This is a genomic window from Nocardioides sp. (assembly GCF_035576065.1).
Classification (GTDB): Bacteria; Actinomycetota; Actinomycetes; order Propionibacteriales; family Nocardioidaceae; genus Nocardioides.
The window spans coordinates 1-18,102 of record NZ_DATLWX010000038.1; the positions used below are offsets into that span (position 1 = coordinate 1).

The following is an 18,102-nucleotide window of genomic DNA, read 5'->3' on the forward strand; positions in this document are numbered from 1 at the left end:
ACGACATCGGGGTGGGTGGCAACACAACGGCGAACATGCTGGGTGGCACCAGCTGGGGCGATGAGCGGTGGAACGGGGGGCTCGACGACCTCCGCGCCTATGGGCGAGCGCTGACCCAAGCCGAGGTGACCGACCTCCACACAGGCTAGGGCTCTGGTCGGCTCCGCCGACAACGCCAGCAGGACCCCGGGAGTCGGGCCCGGAGCATGCTCCGGGCCCGCTTCGGTCCTCTGCATAGCCCCTAGGCGAGAGCCAGCGTCGCCTGGAGCACGAACTGCGGCTCCTCCAGCCGGTCGCCGTACAGCTCGCGCAGCTGCTGCACGCGGTAGCGGACCGTCTGCGGATGCACGAAGAGCTCGCCGGCCACCGCGTCGCGACGGCCCTGGTTGAGCACCCAGGACCGCAGCGTCTCCGTCAGCTTGTCGGCGGTGGCGGGCCGCAGGTCGGCGAGCGGGGCCAGCACGAGGGCGCGGAGGTCGGCCCGCGTCGCGGCGTCCGCTCCCAGGAGCAGGTCCGCGAGGTGCTCGTCGGTGTCCACCAGCCCCTCGATCTCGAGAGCGCAGGCACGCACGGCCCGCTGGTGCGACCGCGCCACCTCGAGCCACGGCACGGTGGGGCCAACCACGGCCGACGTCCCGCGCAGGGCACGCAGCAGCCCCTGGCGACCCGCCGCCGAGTCGGTGGACGGCACCAGCAGCAGGCCGTGGCCCTCGGGGACGTCAGCCAGGTCGTCGGTGGGTTGGAGGGTGCTGGCGGAGAGGAGCTTCAGGGCCTGCGAGCCCTGCGACTCGGGCAGCAGCACGGCAGCGAGCGCCTCGGGCGGGTCCCACTCCGCGCGCGCTGCGGCGGCGGCGATCGCGTCCGGGGCGGCGCCCGACACCAGGGCCCTGGCCAGCCGCTCCAGGTTGCGCTGCCGGATGCGCCCGGTGCTCTCGAGCTCGTCGGTGTGGCCCGCGGCGCTGGCTGCGGACAGCTCATCGATGTAGGCGAAGACCAGCTCGGCGAAGCGCGCGACCTGTTCGGCATCGACGCCCTGGGCGACGGCGGCGCGGGAGAGGTCTCGCCATGCGACGCGGGCCCCGATGCGGTATGCCGCCAGCAGGGCCTCCATCGTCCGGCCGCTGCGTGCCTCGCCGCGGCCCAGGCGGTAGGCACCTTCCAGGGCGGGTGCCAGCGGCGTGCTGACGTCTTCCTTGCTGGCCAGGGTGAGGAAGCCGCCGAGCGCGAGCTCGACCGCGTTGCGGATGGTCTCGCCCATCCGACCGGCCAGCGCGCCGGCATAGCTGGGCACCTCCGCGATGATCGCCTCGACGGTGCTCCCGGCGACCTGTGCCAAGGAGGACCGCATGGTCGCAGCCACCTCGGGGTCGAGGCCGACCTGGGTGCGCTCTTGTGTGGTGGGGCGCACACGCTGACGTGACATGACCTCTCCCGGCTAGTTTATTGTTCTCAACGAACAAGAGTGTACGTCGGATTCACGCCTAGGGGGGAGGAACTCTGCCGCCGTGACAGGCATTCTGGATACATGAGCATGACACTGATGACAGGGAGCGGCGCCCCGCTGCGCTCCCGCCTCACGCGGCTGGCCGAGACGGTGACCACCCCCCTGGTCCCGGCCGACATCTTCGACATCTTCGCGCCGCTCCGAGCCGGTGCCGACCTGCGTGGGCGCATCGAGGAGGTCCGCGCCGAGACGCCGGACGCCGCCACCATCGTCATCCGCCCCGGCGCCGACTGGGCCGGCCACGTGCCCGGTCAGTACCTCCGCATCGGCATCGACGTCGACGGCGTCCGCGAGTGGCGCGCCTACTCCCTGACCCACGGCCCGCGCGCCGACGGTCGCATCTCGATCACGGTCAAGGCCGTGCCCGACGGCAAGGTGAGCAACCACCTCGTCCACGAGGCCGTGCCCGGCACGCTCGTCCACCTCGAGCAGGCGGCCGGCGACTTCGTGCTGAGGTCCGACCACGACCGGCTGCTCTTCGTGACTGCCGGCTCGGGGATCACCCCGGTCATCGGCATGCTGCGCAACCTCTTCCCGAGCACCGACACGGGCGTCCTGCGCCTCGACCGGAGCAAGGACCTCGACATCGTCGTCGTGCACATCGCTCCGACGGAGCCTGACTCGATCTTCCTGCGTGACCTGCAGTCCCTCGACGCCGCTGGTGCCATCACGCTTGTTGCGCGGTACGACGACGTGCATGGTGTCCTCGATGTCGACCAGCTCGACGACCTGGTGCCCGATCTCGCCCAGCGCCGTACCCTCGCGTGCGGCCCCGCCGGCCTGCTGGACGCCCTGGCGGTCCACCACGATCGCGCCGGCCTCGAGCTGGTGACCGAGCAGTTCCGCACCGCTCGCGTCGAGCCCGGTGACGGTGGCTCGGTGGCCTTCGCCAACGGCACCGCCCTTGAGCTGGATGGCGCCACGCCGATCCTGGACGCGGCCGAGGCTGCCGGCGTCCTGATGCCCAGCGGCTGCCGGATGGGCATCTGCATGGGCTGTGTGCTCCCGATGACCGAAGGCTCGGTGCGCGACCTGCGCAACGGCCAGATCACCACCGCCGTCCCCGGCGAGACCGGCGTCATCAAGATCCAGACCTGCATCAACGCCGCCGCCGGCGCCTGCCACATCGACCACTGAGCCGATCTCCTGGCCGCCCCCTGACCACCCCCTGAAGGAGTCACCATGACCACGATCCAGAAGCAGGCCAAGAGCCCGATCGCGCACCTCACCGAGGCCGACATCGAGCAGATCGGCATCGAGCTCGACGCGATCCGCCAGGACATCCTCGACAGCCGCGGCGGCGACGACGCGGCGTACATCCGCAAGCTCATCGACACCCAGCGCAAGCTCGAGCTCGGCTCGCGCGCTGTCCTGCTGTTCAGCATCTTCCCGCCGGCCTGGCTGCTCGGCACGGCCGGCCTGAGCGTGGCGAAGATCCTCGACAACATGGAGATCGGGCACAACATCCTGCACGGTCAGTGGGACTGGATGCGCGACCCGAAGATCCACTCCAGCACGTGGGAGTGGGACATGGCCTCGCCCTCGGAGCAGTGGAAGCACAGCCACAACGAGGTGCACCACACGTACACCAACGTCATCGGCAAGGACAACGACCTCGGCTACGGCATCATGCGCGTCGATGAGGAGCAGCGCTGGGCGCCGTTCCACCTCGGCCAGCCGGTCTGGTGCTTCATCAACGCGGTCTTTTTTGAGTACGGCATCGCGGCGTACGACCTCGACCTGGGCGCTGTGATCAAGAAGAAGCAGACCGACGACCCGGAGTTCCGTCGCCGCGCCAAGAACGTGCTCACCAAGATCCGCAAGCAGGTCACCAAGGACTACGTCGCGCACCCCGTGCTGTCGATCCCCACCGGCTCGTTCCTGCCGACCCTGGCCGCCAACTTCACCGCCAACATCGTCCGCAACCTGTGGTCCAACTCGATCATCCTGTGCGGTCACTTCCCCGAGGGCGTCGAGACCTTCGAGAAGCGCTCGATCGAGGGCGAGACCCGCGGTGACTGGTACGTCCGCCAGATGCTCGGCTCCGCCAACATCTCCGGCTCCAAGGCGCTGCACCTGATGAGCGGCAACCTGTCGCACCAGATCGAGCACCACCTCTTCCCAGACCTGCCCTCCAACCGCTACGCGGAGATCGCGCCGAAGGTGCAGGCCCTGTTCGAGAAGTACGAGCTGAACTACCTCGCGCGTCCGCTGGTCCCGCAGGTCTACTCCGCCTGGCACAAGGTCGTGCGGCTCTCGCTGCCCAACGGCTGGCTGGCGACGACGAACAAGAAGAACCTGCCGTCGCAGCTCAAGATGCTCTACGCCATGTCGACCAAGGGCCCGAAGGTCCGTCGCGCCGCCCAGGCCAGGCTCACGCAGCAGGCCCGTCGTGTCGAGGCCCAGGCCGCCGCCTGATCTGATCCTCGTTCGGCCCCGACCTCCTCCCGGAGGTCGGGGTCGTTGGTCGTTTGCGGACCGGTGAGGCCGTACGATTCCGTTCGTTCGCCCTCGTCAGGAGGGCACGGGGGAAGGCCACGTCCACAGCCACGTCCACAGTCACGTCCACAGTCACGTCCGCAGTCACGTCCGTACCGTCCTGCTCGCGCTGCTGGGCCTGCTGGTCGCTCTCGTCGGAGGGCTCGCGCCGGTCACCGGCGCCCAAGCGGTCACGCCGGGAAGCATCAGCGGCACCGTCTGGGAGATGGCCACCGGTGCGCCGGGGATCCCCGACGTCCAGGTCAAGCTCTACTCCAAGGCGTCAGGCAGCTGGTCCGGCGTCGCGACGACCACGACCGACGCCGACGGCGAGTACGTCCTCGCGGACGTGACGCCCGGCACCTACCACGTCGGGTTCCACCCCACCTCGGACCACCTGGTCAAGTACTACGACAACTGGGGCGACGTCGAGAACGCGGAGAACGTCATCGTCGGCGACGGCCAGGCGGTGACAAACATCAGCGTGACGATTGCCAGGGGCGCTCACATCACCGGAGTAGTGGTCGGGGCCAACTCGCCCCTTGCGGGCATCGAGGTCAGTGCCTATCGCTACTCCTGGTCGGCGGGCTGGACCGCCGTCGCGAACGACCTGACGGACGCGGGGGGCGCCTACGACATCGGACCGCTGTCCAGCGGTCCGTATCGCCTCGGCTTTCTCGACCCCTCCGGCACCTACAGGGGCGAGTTCTGGCAGAACGCCGCAACTGTGGGGACGGCCACCGAGTTCAACCTGCAGCGGGGTGAGAGGTCGACCGGCAAGAACGCTTTCCTCGCGGCCGTCGCGACGACCCCGGCGCCTACGCCGCCCCCTGCCCCGGCACCCGGACCGGCACCAGTACCGGCTCCTGCCCCAGCGCCGACACCGGTCAGTGCGGCGGCAGCGTTGTCCGAGATGGTCGCCGGCATCGACGTGGCCGGAAAGCCCAAGGTCGGCAAGACGCTCAAGCTGACCAGCCTGCAGAAGAGCCTCCGCGGCGCCGTGAGCTACAAGATCCAGTGGTACGCCGCGAAGAAGGCGATCAAGCAGGCGACGAAGCCCACGCTGAAGGTCATCGCTGCCATGCGCGGCAAGGTCATCTCGGTGAAGGTGACCGCGACCTCTGGCGGAGTCTCGAAGACTCGCAGGATCAAGGTCGGCAAGGTCGCCTGACCCGCCCCTGATCTGACATTCGTTCGGCCCCGACCTCCTCACGGAGGTCGGGGCCGTTCGGCGCCACGGGCGCTCATTGCGGCGTTGGAGGTGCCCCACTCCGCCGCGATCAGGACACACGAGGGAGTCCGAGCGCAGCGATGGTTCCCGAAAGTACGCCGACGCTGGTGGTCTGCGGATGTGAGCATGCCACGCACCGCCAGTGCAGGTGGACTGGCGGTCCAAAGTGTTCGGGACTACTTGGCAGGCGGCTCGGGTGCGGCTGGCGGTTCAGGTGCCGGTGAGTTGTCTCCATCGTGCGACATGCGACTTCCTCCCTTCTTATGCGACTGCAGCTGCTATCGCGAGGACTTCGACGACCAGCGCCAAGCTGGCCGTCCGAAATGCTTTCTGCTTCCGTTTCAACGCGTGGTCGTTTCCATCGATCCCCTTGACGAGAGCTTGTAGGACGAATTCACGAAGATGGTCGACGTCGGAGCGATGGCTTCGCTCAGCCAGGATCTTGGACGCGGATGGTCCGAAGATCCATCCGCGGATGGGCCAATGCACATACGTCGTCAGAGCACCTATCAGCACAGTTAGTACCAAGAGGGCCCATGCGCCACTCGGGGCCAGAACTTCGCCACGTTTGGGATCCAGGTTGATGATGCCCAGACCAGCTGAGATCGAAGTCAATAAGGCGGCCGTCGACAACACCTGGGTTGCTCTGGAGCGCACGTTGCCCAACGTTGCGTCCTGCATCCTCAGCAAATCGCAGGCGGCCTCGTAGGCGAGCGCCAACCCAGCATCTGGAGCCTGCACGTCCGGCTGCGCCTGCGAGGTCCCAGAAGGATCCGGCGACATAGCGGCCCCCTTGCCAGCCGAGCTGATCGTGATAGCCAGTTCACCACGTAGCGCATCTCCTGACTAGGGCTCGCGCGCCCGCGAGCGCCGGTCCATGGCCACGTTGCTGGCTCAACGGCCAGGCCCTGGCACGGTGCGACCACTTCGCCGCAGGCTAAGGGGGGCGGTAGCGCCACACTGGGTGAATGATGGACGACGAGTTCGCACAGCTCCACACGCCGCGGCTGTACCTTCGCCGCTTCCGGGCGTCCGACGTCGAGGCCTTCGCCAGGTACAGGTCGGACCCAGCGGTAGCGCTGTACCAGGGGTGGGAGGCGCCGTACACCCTCGAGCAGGCGACGGAATTCGTGACAACGATGTCGACGGCCAACGTTGATGCACCCGGAGACTGGTTCCAGATCGCGATCGCTCGCGCCGGGGACGGTTCGCTGGTCGGTGACTGCGCATTTGCGCCACAACCACACGAGTCGCGGACCGTCGAGATCGGGTTCACCGTTGCTCCTGAGCATCAGGGAATCGGGTACGCGCGCGAGGCCGTCTCGTTGCTCCTGCGGTACTTGTTCGACCACCTCGGGAAACACCGCGTAACGGCCTCATGCGACTCCCGCAACGCGCCCTCAGCCAGGGTCTTGGCGGCCGTGGGGATGCGCCGGGAAGGACATCTTGTCGAGAGCACCTGGTCGAAGGGCGAGTGGACCGACGACCTCCTGTTCGCAATCCTCGAACGTGAGTGGATCCGCTGAAGACCTGGTGACGCGGCACGACTTCGATCATGCGCACAAGCCGCGTTCGACTGGCCAGCGCGACCATCATTCCGCCGCGAGCCGGTGCAGCCGGCCATCTGGACTAGACCACCGGTGGACACTGGGGGCACCACGCTGAAAGGTGGGCTCGCGGGGTTCTCTGGCAAGGTCGCGCGCTCGGTCCGTCGCCTTACCGAAGGAACGCCATGCTGCGGCGCCTTGTCCTCTGCATCACCACCCTCTCCGTCATCGGGCTTCCGATCGTGACCCAGCCGGCAGCGCATGCCGATGGGCCGACGCCGCTGGTCACTCAGATCGCCAATGAGCCCATCTCGGTGAGCGCCATCGAGTTCCGACGCCACCTCTTCGTCGCGGCCGACGCGGCCAGGCTCTCCGACCCGAGCAACACCGCAGACCTCCTGGCCGAGCGGGTGCTGCAGCACATGTACGCGTTGGACCCGCAGACCGATTCCGCTGCAGCGGCCGAGGCCGTGCAGGGCCTTCGTCAAGCGGCCGAGTCCGTCACGGGGCCTGCATTCGACTCGCGGATCGCGAGGACGATGGTCCTCTTCCAGCGGGCAGCTGCGGCCGACCAAGGCCCGGTTGCGGCGACGCTCCAACGCGCCACCACTGAAGTGGTTGCGCTGACGGCACAGCAGATCACCGTCGTCGCTGCGAGCACTCATGCAGAGAACGCTCTCGGGGCTACCTCAGACACGGAGTCGCGCCTGCTGGCTTCCTCGACGTTCACGCCCACTGCTGTCCTGCTGGACAGCGCCATGCTCGCCGACGACAGCAAGAGGTTCAGGAACGCCCGCAACGCGGTGTGGGAGAGCGCCACGGGTGCCTCGATCTCCGACACCAGTGCCGTTCTGCTCGCGGAAGCGCCGAGGCTGAAGGACAACGCGGACGTGCAGGCGTTGGCCGCACTGCGCGACCAGTCCGGCAATCTGGAGACCACTGGTGGCGTCATCGCCGGGACTCCGACCAACCCGGCCCCGCACACCATCGGTGCCGCCATGGCCGGGCTGGACGAGGCACTCGAGACCACGCAAGAGGCAGCAGCGGCCAGCACCGGCCCGACCCCACCCGACCCCGGTGTCGCTGACCAGGCCGTCGAGGAGGCGCGCGAGAGCCAGACCACGCTGGCACTGCAGACCGGTTTCCTGACCGGTGGCACGAGCGCGTCCAAGGACATCGTCGACCAGGCCGGCGCAGCCGCTGTTCAGATGACGCTGCTGGCCATGGCATTCAGCGAGTTCAGTGCCGGCACCATCGGTCGGGCTGCCATGACAGGCAATGTGCTCGGCGCCGTGATGACGCTGCTGCCAGCAGTGCTGGATGCGGCCGGCGTGTTCGGCCCATCCTCAGAGGACCTTCTCTTTGCGCAGCTGGACAACATCTCTCAGCAGATGGCGGACTTCGAGAACTCGATGAATGCCCAGTTCGCCCTGGTGTTCGAGAACCTGTCGCGGGTCTCGGCCCAGCTGACCGACATCTCCCAGAAGCTCGACCGTGCCGTCATCGACATCGAGCAGGCGCGCGTCCAGATCGGTCAGATGTACGACAGCCTCAGCAAGCTCCAGGGATCCCTCGATGCCGTGCAGAACAACATCTTGGAGGCGCTGAGCAACGGGACCAACTCTCAGCTGCGGCAGGTCATCAACTCCGCCCTGGGCTATGAGCAGCGCAACGACACCGAGCTCCCGCTCAACGAGTTCAACAACGCAGCGGCATACCTGCACACCTTCGCCACGGTGACGGCACGCCACAGCCCGGAGCTCAACACCGACTACCCGGCCTTCGACCTCCAGAACGACGCCAACCAGCTGAGCACCGGAATCGCCAGCAACGTCCACTTCCTCGACCAGGTGCCCGCACAGCGTGGGTGGAGAGCTGGCCGGCTCTCCGGGCTCACGGGAGACGCACCTCAGCTGACGAACATCGACGACTTCGTGCTTGCCTCGCGGGCCTACGCACAGCTGATGTTGGAGAACGAGCGGTACGTCAGCGCTGGCTACCGTCGTTGGCTCAGCGACATCCAGCAACTGGGCACGCCGCTCGGCAATCTCACGTCAGCGATCGCAACGTCAGACACCGCCGTGGGGACGCGCAGCACCCTGCTGAACCGCCTGGTGTGCGCCCGCACCAGCGCGGCGTTCGCCCCGACCAGCACGCCGGCGTGCCAGGCACCGACCGAGGACACCACCCCGGTCGACACGCTGGTCGGTCGCGCCATGACTCAGCTGACGGGCACCCTCCCCGGCTTCGACGGCGTCGGCAACTCCACCCCCACCTCGCCGTTGAAGACCAACGGCTCCACCACCTTCAACCCGTTCGTGAACAGCTCGAGCGACGGCTCCGACCTCTCCAGCCTGTGGGGCACGCTCCCAGGCCGCGACAAGGTCTCGCAGTGTGGCGCTGCCTCTGGCGAGCCCGCCAGCACGCTCACCGCGATGGACCGCCCGGCGTCGCTCACCCCCAACGCCGAGGGCGTCCCGCAGGTCTTCCAGTGGGCGGACCGGATGGGTCTGGGCACGCTGGACGTGTGCTTCAAGACGAAGGTCCGGACCACCACGGTCTCGGCGTGCAAGTTCCGGGAAGACCAGTGGATGGTGGTGAACCGGCTCACCGCAGGGGAATGTGTTGACACGTTCTGGGACCCGGGCGCCTTCTCGGCCAACGTCTTCGGCGTGGTGACCAGCGTGACCTACAAGTACGACGACATCGCGTTCGTGTGGACGTATGCCCCGGCTGGCTCCCCGAGTGCCCCGGTCTACGTCCAGAGCGTGGTCAGGCGCGGTGCCGCGAACGCGGCCGCGACCACCGCAAGGTCGCTCCGCGCCCTGCCCCGAGGCGGATACTCCCAAGACACCACCCACAGCTACATCAGCGACGTGACGCTCATCGATGGAGGGAGTACCACCAGCAGGAACCTCTATGAGCTCACCAACGTGCAGGGGGCGCCGATGTACGCCGGCCTCGACACCACCGCCAAGGTGCGTCTGGCGTGGGACGATGCGACCGCCTCCACCGCGGGGGTCTCCTCCTACCAGGGCTACAGCGGCACCATCAGCGCCGGCGACGCCTTGGACCAGCCGATCACCGGGCTGGACCCCAAGCTCGCAGCCACCAGGACGAACCTCGATCAGGCGGCTCTGTCCGCAAAGGCCGCCATCGACGCCGAGTTGGTCGACCTGCAGGGCGGCGTCTACCGCGGACTTCTTCGCGGCAGCCAGACGGCGGGCAACACCTCGTCCGGTCCGCTCCACGACGCGCTGGTCCGCCTCGACGGCGCGAACGCCATGCTGAGCAGCTTCCTGCAGCTGGGCGCCAGCGCAGCATTGCGCGAACGCGACCTCACGAACCTTCCCGGTGGCCTGGTCGGTTCGAAGGCACTGATCAACGCGATCAAGGCCGAGCTGGCCAAGACGGTCACGGGTGTGACAGGGACCGGTCCTGGTCAGCTCGTCACCGACATCCTCGACGCGGAAGCACTGGACGACCTCGATGGGCTGCTGCCATTGCCGACCGCTTTGCCCGCGGGTGTGGCCGCGGCGAACAGCCCGCAGTCGATCCGCGGTCCGGTGCACCCGGCGCTCCAGTCGACCAACGACCAGCTGACGCTGACCGCGATCGCCCTGGGCGCGCCGAGATCGGTGACCCCGCCGCCCGCCACGCCGCCGCCGACCCCGAGTCCGAGCCCCAGCCCGAGCCCGAGCCCGAGCCCGTCCCCGAGCCCGAGCCCCAGTCCGAGCGCCACCCCAACCCCGAGCCCGACCCCAGCGCCAGCCCCGAGTGTCGACGCGCCTGTTGCCTTCATCAACGGCTGGGTGTCAGGCGCGAGGGTGACCAAGCGCTACGAGGAACGCGTCACCGCGACCGGCGGCACAGGCACGTATACCTGGTCGCGACGAGGCAAGCTCCCGCACGGTGTGAAGGGCAAGCCGACGAAGACCGGACGCGCCTATGTCATCCAGGGCCGACCAGACGAGACCGGCGTCTTCAAGTTCACCCTGACTGCGACCGACACCGAGGGCGCGACCATCACCAAGCGATTCAGGATCCGAGTCCGCCCTCGTTGACGCTCTCCTGCTCGCGCCCTGATGACGCGCGTCGGCTGGCGAAATAGCCACCTGGGGGTGATGTCGAAGGGCCCGAGAAGTGCCAGTGTGGGCGTCCTAGGGAAAGCGTCTCCGCCGACCAGGAGGGCACGACCATGAGCAAGAACCACGAATCCACCGATCTCCTGACGCGGAGCCTGGCCGAGTCCGAAGAGCGTTCGGCACCACGGCTGATCTCGCCGCGGCGACCGCTCGACGACGTGATCCAGGACGCGATCAAGGAAGCCCGCGAGCACCCGCCTCTCCGGCGGTGGACGGTGGGCGATCTCGAAAGTGGCGTGGGTCGCATGTATGTCTTGGGCGCCACGGACGGACCCCGCTTCGCGAGCACGACCTGGCTGCACCCGGCTCTCCCCCTCGCCGGCTGACACGATCGAAAAGGTGTCAGAACTCGTCGCTGCGACGCAGCGTGCGAGGCCTGCCGTCCGGGTCATGGACCAGGAGGTACGGCGCAAGCGCGACCGCGCGCCTGAGGACCCCGATCCGTGGCGGCTCGAGGCGTCGCAGCCGACCCCGCGGGCGTGGGCCGGCCCGGCCAGCCGCGTGCCACGCGTCGAGGTCGGCCGCCGCTTCGGCGTACGCCGCACACATGGTCAGCGGGTCGGCGAGCTCCTCGGCCTCCTCACGCGTCAGCTCGAGATGCTCGGCGGCGAGGGCGAGCCTCAGGTCGCGGGCGTAGTCGCCGTCCGGGTCGATGACAACCGACGACAGCTCGGAGTCGTGGGTCCACGATCGCCGGTTGAAATTGTCCGAACCGATGCTGGCCCACGTGTCGTCGAGGATGCAGGTCTTGGCGTGCACGTAGATCGGCGTCCCGGCGGAGTTCTCAAGCCCGTAGACAGCGACCCGGTCCGGCGCGGCGCGATACATGTCGAGCATCGCCCGCCGGCGACCGACCAGCTGGGCGAGGCGGTTCAACCCGGTGACGTCGGGGTGCATGGGCACGATCGCGATGATGTGCAGCCCCGGCTCGTTGCGCAGCGCCTGCTCGAAGACGTTGCCGACGTGGCCGCCCCAGAGGTACTGGTCCTCGACGTAGACCAGGTGCTTGGCCCTGTTCAGCGCCTTGGTGTAGCCGCGCGCCACGCTGCGCTCGCCGCCACGGGCGAACTTGTAGTCGCGGCCTTGGCGTAGGTCGGGGTAGGTGCGCAGCAGCTGGACAGCGTGCCGACCGGCGGGTGGCGGCGGGGGCAGCTGCTCGGGTAGCGGGTCGGGCGTGGTGTCGAGGCCGCGCATCCGGTCGTGGAGGACGACGATCGGGCTGCGGCGTAGCGTCGTCGGGTCTTCCCAGCGTTCGCGGAAGACCGTCTCGACGTCGTGCACGGCCGGCCCGGAGATGGCGGCCTGGATGTCGTGCCAGGGCGGGGTGTCGCCGTACTCATCGGCCATCGAGTCCAACGCCTGCGGGTCGCCTCCGTGCGCCGCGTCGTCGCGGCGGGAGTGGCAGAGGTCGATGCCGCCGACGTAGGCAATGTCCCGGCTCGGGTCGTCGGCGTGCCTGATCACCACCATCTTCTGGTGGTGCGACCCGCCCGTGCGCACCCGCATGTCGAGGATGGCCTCGACCCCGCGCCGCTGCAGCGAGCGACCGAGCTGGGCGTTCTCCTTGGCGCTGAAGCCGATCGACTCGGTGTGTGAGCGCCACACGAGACCGCGGACGTCGACCCCCCGCTCGTCGGCGCGACCGAGCACCTCGACGACCTCGCTGCCGGGCTCGCCGGTCAGCCGCTCGTCGGCGTCGCCCTGCCAGTCGGTGAAGAGCACCAGGTCGCCGGCGCGGGTCGCCTCGATCCGCTCGAAGAGCTCGGTGAAGTACATTGCACCGTGGATCAGCGGCCGGACCAGGTTTCCCTCCGACCAGGCCCGGTCGCCGGGCTGCTGGGCGTCGAGGCGGGTCGCAGGGTTGGCGCGTTCGGTCTGTGTGAGTAGCCAGTCCTCGGGTGCGCCCACCCCCGCACTGTAGGGGGTCCGGGCGCGCGCGACGCCTCGGTCGACAGATCGACAGCCTGCGGCGTACGAGGAGGGCGAGGACCTAGCCTTGCGCGCGTGATCTGGATCGTCCTGGGACTCCTCGTGGCCTGGGTCGCCCTCGGTCCGATGGTGCTCGTCGCCGTTGTGGCCGCCTTGTGCGTTCCGCGGCTGCGGTGGTGGGTCCAGGACCGCGTCTGGATCGACTGGCGGCGCGGCGGCGCGGCCGTCGGGGTGCTGGCGGCGATCGCCGGTCTCGTCGTGCTCGTCCCTGACGGCTGGTTGCCCATCCCGCCTTCGCCCGGAGTCCTGGTCATGCCCGGCTACGCGGGCCGGCCGGCCGCCGAGCTCCCGGTGACGGCTGGTGCGATCGCCCAGAACCCGCACCTCGCGCCCAACGGTGCGAGCTCGAGGCACAACGATGCCTCGGCGTCGAACACGTCCCCGTGGTCCGGGCCCATCGGTCTCGAGCCTGAGGTGGACACCACCTGGTTCGGTCTGGAGAAGTGCGCCAGCCTCGCCGTCGACTCCCGGGACCGTGTGGTGGCGACCTGCCAGGACCCCGCCGGGCCCAGCATGCACGTGATCGACTCCGATTCGATGCGCAAGCTCGCGACCAAGGACTTGCCCGAGCCGGCCGAGGAAAGCCCGGACGACGGCCCTTGCGAGGGCGCCTCCTTCTACCTCGACGCAGCGGACCGGGCCATCGTGGCGACGTCGGATCGCCGGATCTTGGCGGTCCGTACGGCCGACGCCGACGGTGAAGCCGACTTGACCACTGACGAGGCCTGGGACCTGACGGGCGACGTCCCGGCCGACGACTGCCTCGTCGCGATCCTGCCCGACTGGTCGGGCAGGATCTGGTTCACGACGGCCGACGGCCTGGTGGGGACCGTCGCGTCCGAGGACGGCGCCGTGAAGTCGCTCGACCTCGGGGAGGACATCGCGCACTCGATGGCCACCGACGAGACCGGCGGCACCTACGTCGTCACGACTCACGCGCTCCACCGGCTCTCGGCCGGGCCGGCCGGGCGCCCGGTCGTCGACTGGCGCACGGAGTACGACCGCGGCTCGGAGCAGAAGTCGGGACAGCCCAATCGGGGGAGCGGTACGCCGCCGACGATCATCGACGGCGGCATCGTGGCCATCGCCGACAACGCCGAGCCCCAGGTCAACGTCGCCTTCTACGAACGCTCGTCAGGACGCGAGATCTGCACGGAGCCGGTCTTCGAGGCCGAGGCCAGCGCGACCGCCAGCTCCTTGGCCTCGGTCGGGGACGGGGTCATCGTGCAGAACAACCACGGCTACGGCAGCCAGGTCTCCACGCTGCTGGGGCTGGGCACGAGCCCGGGGCTCGCGCGCGTGGACGTCGCCGGAGGTTCCTGCGAGCTCGTCTGGACGAGCGAGGAGATGGCCCCGTCCGGCGGCGCGAAGGTGTCGCTGGCCAACGGCTTGGCCTACGCCTACACGAAGAAGCCGAGCTGGTGGGGCGTCAGCGCGTGGTATCTCACGGCGCTCGACGTCGCGACCGGCCGGACCGTCTTCAGTGTGCGCACCGGGACAGGGATGCTGGTGAACAACGACCGCGCCTCGCTCGCCATCGCCCCCGACGGAGCTGCGTGGATCGCCACCGTGTCCGGGATGGTGCGCGTGCGCGACCGGGAGCGGGACTAGTTGGCAAGGATGACGTCGGTAGCGGTCTTGACCCCCCGGCTGCTCAGGCTGACGGTGAATGTCACCCGCTGTCCCGCACGCAAGGACTGGTTGCCATCAACGTTGGTGACATCGACGTGGACGTCTTCGCCGCCGTCGTCAGGGACGATGAATCCGTACCCTCTGGCCTCGCTGAAGTACTTGACGGTTCCGATGCTCAGGTAGTGCGTCGCGCCGTCAGCCGGGGCGTCAACGAACTGAGAGATCGAGGCAGGGGCACGCTCATCGTCTTTGGCGACCTCCGAACTGCAGCCGCTGCCGAGAACCAGGAGCGTGACGGTCGCGATGGTGGGCGCTAGGCGCATGTTTCTCCTTGGTTGAGCTGCGACGCTACGGCCTACGCGAGCGGGGCGTACTCGCTTTGGCACAGCGAGTCATCCATCCGGTCAGCGCGCTCTGCCGGCAGCAAGCAGGACCGCGTTCGCGAGTACGTCACCGAGCACGCGCCCCAGATCTTCAGGATCGCGGACATCAGGACTGCCTTGCTGGGTATCAGCGACCGCACCATTCGCCTCGTTCTCGATGAGCTCAAGCGGGACGGCCGGATCCGGCCCGAGGGGACCGGGCGCGCCGCTGTGTGGGTGCGCACCTCCCGCTGACCGCTACCTCGGCCACGGAGCGAAATGCCTCCGGCCCTCTCAAGGATTACTGCCGCACCGCGCGGGCGTCCCACAGGCCGAACGGGTAGCGACATCGACGACCTCGGAGAGGAGTACCGCCACCCAGTGGTGCACCACCGGGCCGGTGAACAACAGGGCGGTGACTGATCAGTCGCTCGCCGTCCTGTCCTGGTTCTCGGGCCTCACCACAGTGAGCGGACCCTCCTGCGGTGTGGGCACCTCGAAGTGGTCGACGTAGCGTTCCGCCAGCGCTTCGTCCAGCACGAAGTCGTGGGCGTGGGCGCCACGCCTTTCACGCAGCCGCGCCAAGATCGTGGGCTTGTCGGTAGCGAGGTAGATCGTCTGCGGGACGATGCCCGTCGGCGCCAACAGGTCGCGCCACTCATCGCGCATTGCGCGGGACCAGAAGGAGAGGTCGAGGACGACGTCGCGCCCCTCGGCGACCAGCGCCAGCAGGCGCTGCTTGAGTTCCACGTGGATCTCGGCGCGGACCTCGTCTGGCGGCGGCACTTCGGTGACGCCCCGGGCGAACAGCTCGACATCGGCGGAGAGCCGCACCATCCCCTGCTTCTCGAGCAGGTTGGCGTATGTCGACTTGCCGGCACCGGACGGGCCGCACATGAAGACGACTCTGCTCACAGGGGTCATCCCCGCGAACCCATCGACATGACCGTGACCGTACCCCGCGGCATCGCGTTCGCCGCCCGGCTCGGGAGCGCGACCGCAACTTGCTGCGTGTCACTCACACCGGATCGCTTCATCGGCCGATCGTGGGGGAAACACTGGGGTTACCTCGCCGGCTCGTATTGGACGGGATGCGCTCCCTCCAGGAGTCCGCCCGATGAGATCGTCGGTGTGCGGCTCGCTGAGCAGGAATCCACCACCTGCGGCCTACAGTGCCCCGAAAGCGGACATCGCCGACCGTCCCACAAGCGTGACCAGTACGGGATCGGCTTGGCTGGTGCCCGTCCGGCGGTCGAGTTCTTCGACCATGCCGACTTGGTGAATTTCACGCTCGACGGGGCAGGCCGAGTTCCTCTCGAAGGTTTTCGAGGGTTTCGCGGTCATCGGCCGTTCCCTTGTGAGGGGCCTGCAACCAGGTGGCACCGATGTTGATCTCGTCGAGGCGCCACTCGAGTTCGAACATGCCGACCATCGTGTCGTTGCCGAGGCCCACGGTACGCAGGTCGCGCTCGGAGGGAGCCAGCATGAGGGACTCCCAGTCGACGAGGCGCAGGCCGTTCGAGGTCAGCAACTGATTGTGGATGTCTGGCTGGCCGTGCGTCGCGACCCACGGGAGAGAGCGGGCCACGTCGGCCAGCCGGTAGTACTCCGCTACCCATCCGTTGATGTCGTCCAGCCGTCCCGCAATCGCGGCCCGCGCCTGTTCGCCCAACGGACCAGAGCTCCACGGCCGGCCTACGGCGTCGGTGAGGCGGTCGGCGAGGTCGGACCCGACGAGGGGAGCCCACCGGCGCAGACCCGGCGGCGGGGTTGCGGTGTGGAGGGAGTCGAGCATCGCGGTGGTTGCTGCGACGTCGAGGATGGCTGGTCGAACGCCATCGAGCCACGGTGTGACGCTCAGCGCATGCTCCGCGAAAGGCACCACCCATGGTTCGAGGTTCGCGTTGCCGAAGTCGAACCCAAGTGCCGCGGCGGCGGCGTAGGTCGCTCCCAACGACGCGAGGTCGTGACGGAACCCGAGACCCTCGAGCGTCACGAACAGCCGGGACTCGCCCCGCAATGATGCGCACCAGTGGTGACCGCCGAAGCCGACTGGGAGGTAGGTGATCGCGTCCACGTCCACCTTCCACCATTCGCGGACTGCAGCGAGCACCGTCGCATCGTCGACGACGTCAGAGCGTTCATGCATCAGTGATCAGTGATCAGCGAACTGCGAGCGACCGACAGGGGTGCCGGGGCAAAGAAGACCTTCGACCGAAGTCCACGCGCTGTCCGACATGGGTGCCATCCCATCACGGCCGCCTCATCTCTGAACATCACATAGGCATGCCGATGGTCGACGAGTGCCGGTTCGAGCATTTGGTCGACAGTCCGCGCATCGGCAGATCCCGTCGTCCCGTAGCCGAACGATGTGTGCGGGTGTCGCTAGGCGGGTCGATGGCAGTGGGCGCCGACGTCCCGCCTGAGGTGTGGGATGCGGGACGGCCTCTCCGAATAGAACGCTGGCCGGACACATGGCTGGATTGCCCGGGGAATGCATTTGAGCTTGATCTGAGTCGTCGACCACTCGCGCAGGCAACCGAGAGTCAGTCGAAGTCGAAGATCGACCGTCCTTGGGAGAAGTGCAGAACGTAGCGGCACCGTCGGCAGACCATCAGTGTCATCTTGTGGGAGGTGAAGCCCCACCTAGAGTCCTGTCGCGACGACTCTTGGTCGAAGTCGGTGCCTTGGCATAGCGGGCACTGCAACTGAGGCTGTTCCATCGTCGTCTCCCGCTGGGCGTGGTGAGTCGGTCTCGAGCGGAGAGGCTACCGGGCCGCGCCCTCTCATTTCGTGACTCCGGCTGCGTCCAGAGAGACTCGCGCGACGCGTCCGGTCCATCGCCGCCGTCGGCGGCGAACGGAGGGTCGACGATCCCGTTCTGGTCACGCTCCGGGGGATCACAACGGGATCCCCATCCGGGATCGCGATCGTGATTCACGCGTTTCGTCGCCGGCAAGAACCCGGGGTCGCCGATCGGGGTTCGGCTTGCGGACGCCCCGCACACGTGACGCGCGACCGGGCGTCAGGTCGCTACGGTGGTGTTGGGCACCAAGGAAGGAGTCCTCCGTGTCTAGTGGCCCGCGTGGGAAATAGCCATTGGGTTCGTGGCGTGAAATCATGTGGGCATGGCGAATCGACCTGCCCCTCCCTTGGTGCTGCGTGATGGTGACCGCGAGAAGCTCGAGAGATTGACCCGGGCGAGGACCGTGTC

The 18,102-nt window shown here is 68.2% G+C and carries 15 protein-coding genes; 9 read left to right on the plus strand and 6 right to left on the minus strand.

Features of this window, described 5'->3' with window-relative positions; translation table 11 throughout:
• Positions 1–11 precede the first annotated feature (11 nt).
• Positions 12–149, plus strand: a complete 138-nt coding sequence (locus VNJ48_RS22700; protein ID WP_414689962.1) for a LamG-like jellyroll fold domain-containing protein — start codon at positions 12–14, stop codon at positions 147–149.
• Positions 150–241: 92 nt separating this feature from the next.
• On the opposite strand, the gene VNJ48_RS16270 is transcribed toward VNJ48_RS22700, so the two are convergent.
• Complete coding sequence (locus tag VNJ48_RS16270) at positions 242–1,423, minus strand: helix-turn-helix domain-containing protein (RefSeq protein WP_325603964.1); 1,182 nt, start codon at positions 1,421–1,423, stop codon at positions 242–244.
• A gap of 102 nt (positions 1,424–1,525) precedes the next feature.
• Here VNJ48_RS16270 and VNJ48_RS16275 point away from each other — a divergent pair, with 102 nt between their 5' ends.
• From VNJ48_RS16275 to VNJ48_RS16285, 3 genes are all read left to right on the plus strand, one after another.
• Entirely contained in the window at positions 1,526–2,641 is a 1,116-nt protein-coding gene (locus VNJ48_RS16275; RefSeq protein ID WP_325603966.1) for a ferredoxin reductase, read from the plus strand.
• A 45-nt stretch (positions 2,642–2,686) separates the two neighbouring features.
• The gene (locus VNJ48_RS16280) at positions 2,687–3,922 is read left to right on the plus strand and encodes an acyl-CoA desaturase (protein WP_325603968.1); all 1,236 of its coding nucleotides are present in this window, start codon (positions 2,687–2,689) and stop codon (positions 3,920–3,922) included.
• Between the two features lie 265 nt (positions 3,923–4,187).
• On the plus strand, positions 4,188–5,153 hold the full coding sequence (locus VNJ48_RS16285; RefSeq protein WP_325603990.1) for an SdrD B-like domain-containing protein: 966 nt from the start codon (positions 4,188–4,190) through the stop codon (positions 5,151–5,153).
• A 321-nt stretch (positions 5,154–5,474) separates the two neighbouring features.
• Here VNJ48_RS16285 and VNJ48_RS16290 read toward each other — a convergent pair whose 3' ends face one another.
• The gene (locus VNJ48_RS16290) at positions 5,475–5,996 is read right to left on the minus strand and encodes a hypothetical protein (protein ID WP_325603970.1); all 522 of its coding nucleotides are present in this window, start codon (positions 5,994–5,996) and stop codon (positions 5,475–5,477) included.
• A 185-nt stretch (positions 5,997–6,181) separates the two neighbouring features.
• On the opposite strand from VNJ48_RS16290, the gene VNJ48_RS16295 reads away from it, so the two are divergent.
• The 3 genes from VNJ48_RS16295 (at position 6,182) to VNJ48_RS16305 (ending at position 11,231) form a co-directional block, all read left to right on the plus strand.
• The gene (locus VNJ48_RS16295; RefSeq protein ID WP_325603972.1) at positions 6,182–6,739 is read left to right on the plus strand and encodes a GNAT family protein; all 558 of its coding nucleotides are present in this window, start codon (positions 6,182–6,184) and stop codon (positions 6,737–6,739) included.
• Between the two features lie 206 nt (positions 6,740–6,945).
• On the plus strand, positions 6,946–10,824 hold the full coding sequence (locus VNJ48_RS16300; RefSeq protein WP_325603974.1) for a putative Ig domain-containing protein: 3,879 nt from the start codon (positions 6,946–6,948) through the stop codon (positions 10,822–10,824).
• A 134-nt stretch (positions 10,825–10,958) separates the two neighbouring features.
• Entirely contained in the window at positions 10,959–11,231 is a 273-nt protein-coding gene (locus VNJ48_RS16305; RefSeq protein ID WP_325603976.1) for a hypothetical protein, read from the plus strand.
• 16 nt (positions 11,232–11,247) lie between these two features.
• Here the strand turns inward: VNJ48_RS16305 and VNJ48_RS16310 are convergent, their stop codons facing one another.
• Positions 11,248–12,813 carry a phospholipase D-like domain-containing protein gene (locus VNJ48_RS16310; RefSeq protein WP_325603978.1) on the minus strand — a complete coding sequence of 522 codons (1,566 nt, stop codon included), beginning with the start codon at positions 12,811–12,813 and terminating at the stop codon, positions 11,248–11,250.
• A 96-nt stretch (positions 12,814–12,909) separates the two neighbouring features.
• On the opposite strand from VNJ48_RS16310, the gene VNJ48_RS16315 reads away from it, so the two are divergent.
• Positions 12,910–14,505: a hypothetical protein gene (locus VNJ48_RS16315; protein ID WP_325603980.1), complete on the plus strand. Its 1,596-nt coding sequence runs from the start codon at positions 12,910–12,912 to the stop codon at positions 14,503–14,505.
• On the opposite strand, the gene VNJ48_RS16320 is transcribed toward VNJ48_RS16315, so the two are convergent.
• The gene (locus VNJ48_RS16320; protein ID WP_325603982.1) at positions 14,502–14,849 is read right to left on the minus strand and encodes a cold shock domain-containing protein; all 348 of its coding nucleotides are present in this window, start codon (positions 14,847–14,849) and stop codon (positions 14,502–14,504) included. The two genes, VNJ48_RS16315 and VNJ48_RS16320, sit on opposite strands and share 4 nt — an antisense overlap.
• 12 nt (positions 14,850–14,861) lie before the next feature.
• On the opposite strand from VNJ48_RS16320, the gene VNJ48_RS16325 reads away from it, so the two are divergent.
• Positions 14,862–15,143, plus strand: a complete 282-nt coding sequence (locus VNJ48_RS16325; RefSeq protein WP_325603984.1) for a hypothetical protein — start codon at positions 14,862–14,864, stop codon at positions 15,141–15,143.
• Between the two features lie 168 nt (positions 15,144–15,311).
• Here VNJ48_RS16325 and VNJ48_RS16330 read toward each other — a convergent pair whose 3' ends face one another.
• Positions 15,312–15,803 (minus strand): ATP-binding protein, encoded by a 492-nt coding sequence (locus VNJ48_RS16330; protein ID WP_325603986.1) that lies wholly within the window; start codon positions 15,801–15,803, stop codon positions 15,312–15,314.
• Positions 15,804–16,173: 370 nt separating this feature from the next.
• Positions 16,174–17,037 carry a hypothetical protein gene (locus VNJ48_RS16335; protein WP_325603988.1) on the minus strand — a complete coding sequence of 288 codons (864 nt, stop codon included), beginning with the start codon at positions 17,035–17,037 and terminating at the stop codon, positions 16,174–16,176.
• Between the last annotated feature and the right edge of the window lie 1,065 nt (positions 17,038–18,102).

Bases quoted from the DNA above. Each gene is read 5' to 3' on its own strand.
- VNJ48_RS16270 (WP_325603964.1), bottom strand. From the start codon at position 1,423: ATGTCACGTCAGCGTGTGCGCCCCACCACACAAGAGCGCACCCAGGTC.
- VNJ48_RS16275 (WP_325603966.1), top strand. From the start codon at position 1,526: ATGAGCATGACACTGATGACAGGGAGCGGCGCCCCGCTGCGCTCCCGC.
- VNJ48_RS16280 (WP_325603968.1), top strand. From the start codon at position 2,687: ATGACCACGATCCAGAAGCAGGCCAAGAGCCCGATCGCGCACCTCACC.
- VNJ48_RS16290 (WP_325603970.1), bottom strand. From the start codon at position 5,996: ATGTCGCCGGATCCTTCTGGGACCTCGCAGGCGCAGCCGGACGTGCAG.
- VNJ48_RS16295 (WP_325603972.1), top strand. From the start codon at position 6,182: ATGATGGACGACGAGTTCGCACAGCTCCACACGCCGCGGCTGTACCTT.
- VNJ48_RS16300 (WP_325603974.1), top strand. From the start codon at position 6,946: ATGCTGCGGCGCCTTGTCCTCTGCATCACCACCCTCTCCGTCATCGGG.
- VNJ48_RS16305 (WP_325603976.1), top strand. From the start codon at position 10,959: ATGAGCAAGAACCACGAATCCACCGATCTCCTGACGCGGAGCCTGGCC.
- VNJ48_RS16320 (WP_325603982.1), bottom strand. From the start codon at position 14,849: ATGCGCCTAGCGCCCACCATCGCGACCGTCACGCTCCTGGTTCTCGGC.
- VNJ48_RS16335 (WP_325603988.1), bottom strand. From the start codon at position 17,037: ATGCATGAACGCTCTGACGTCGTCGACGATGCGACGGTGCTCGCTGCA.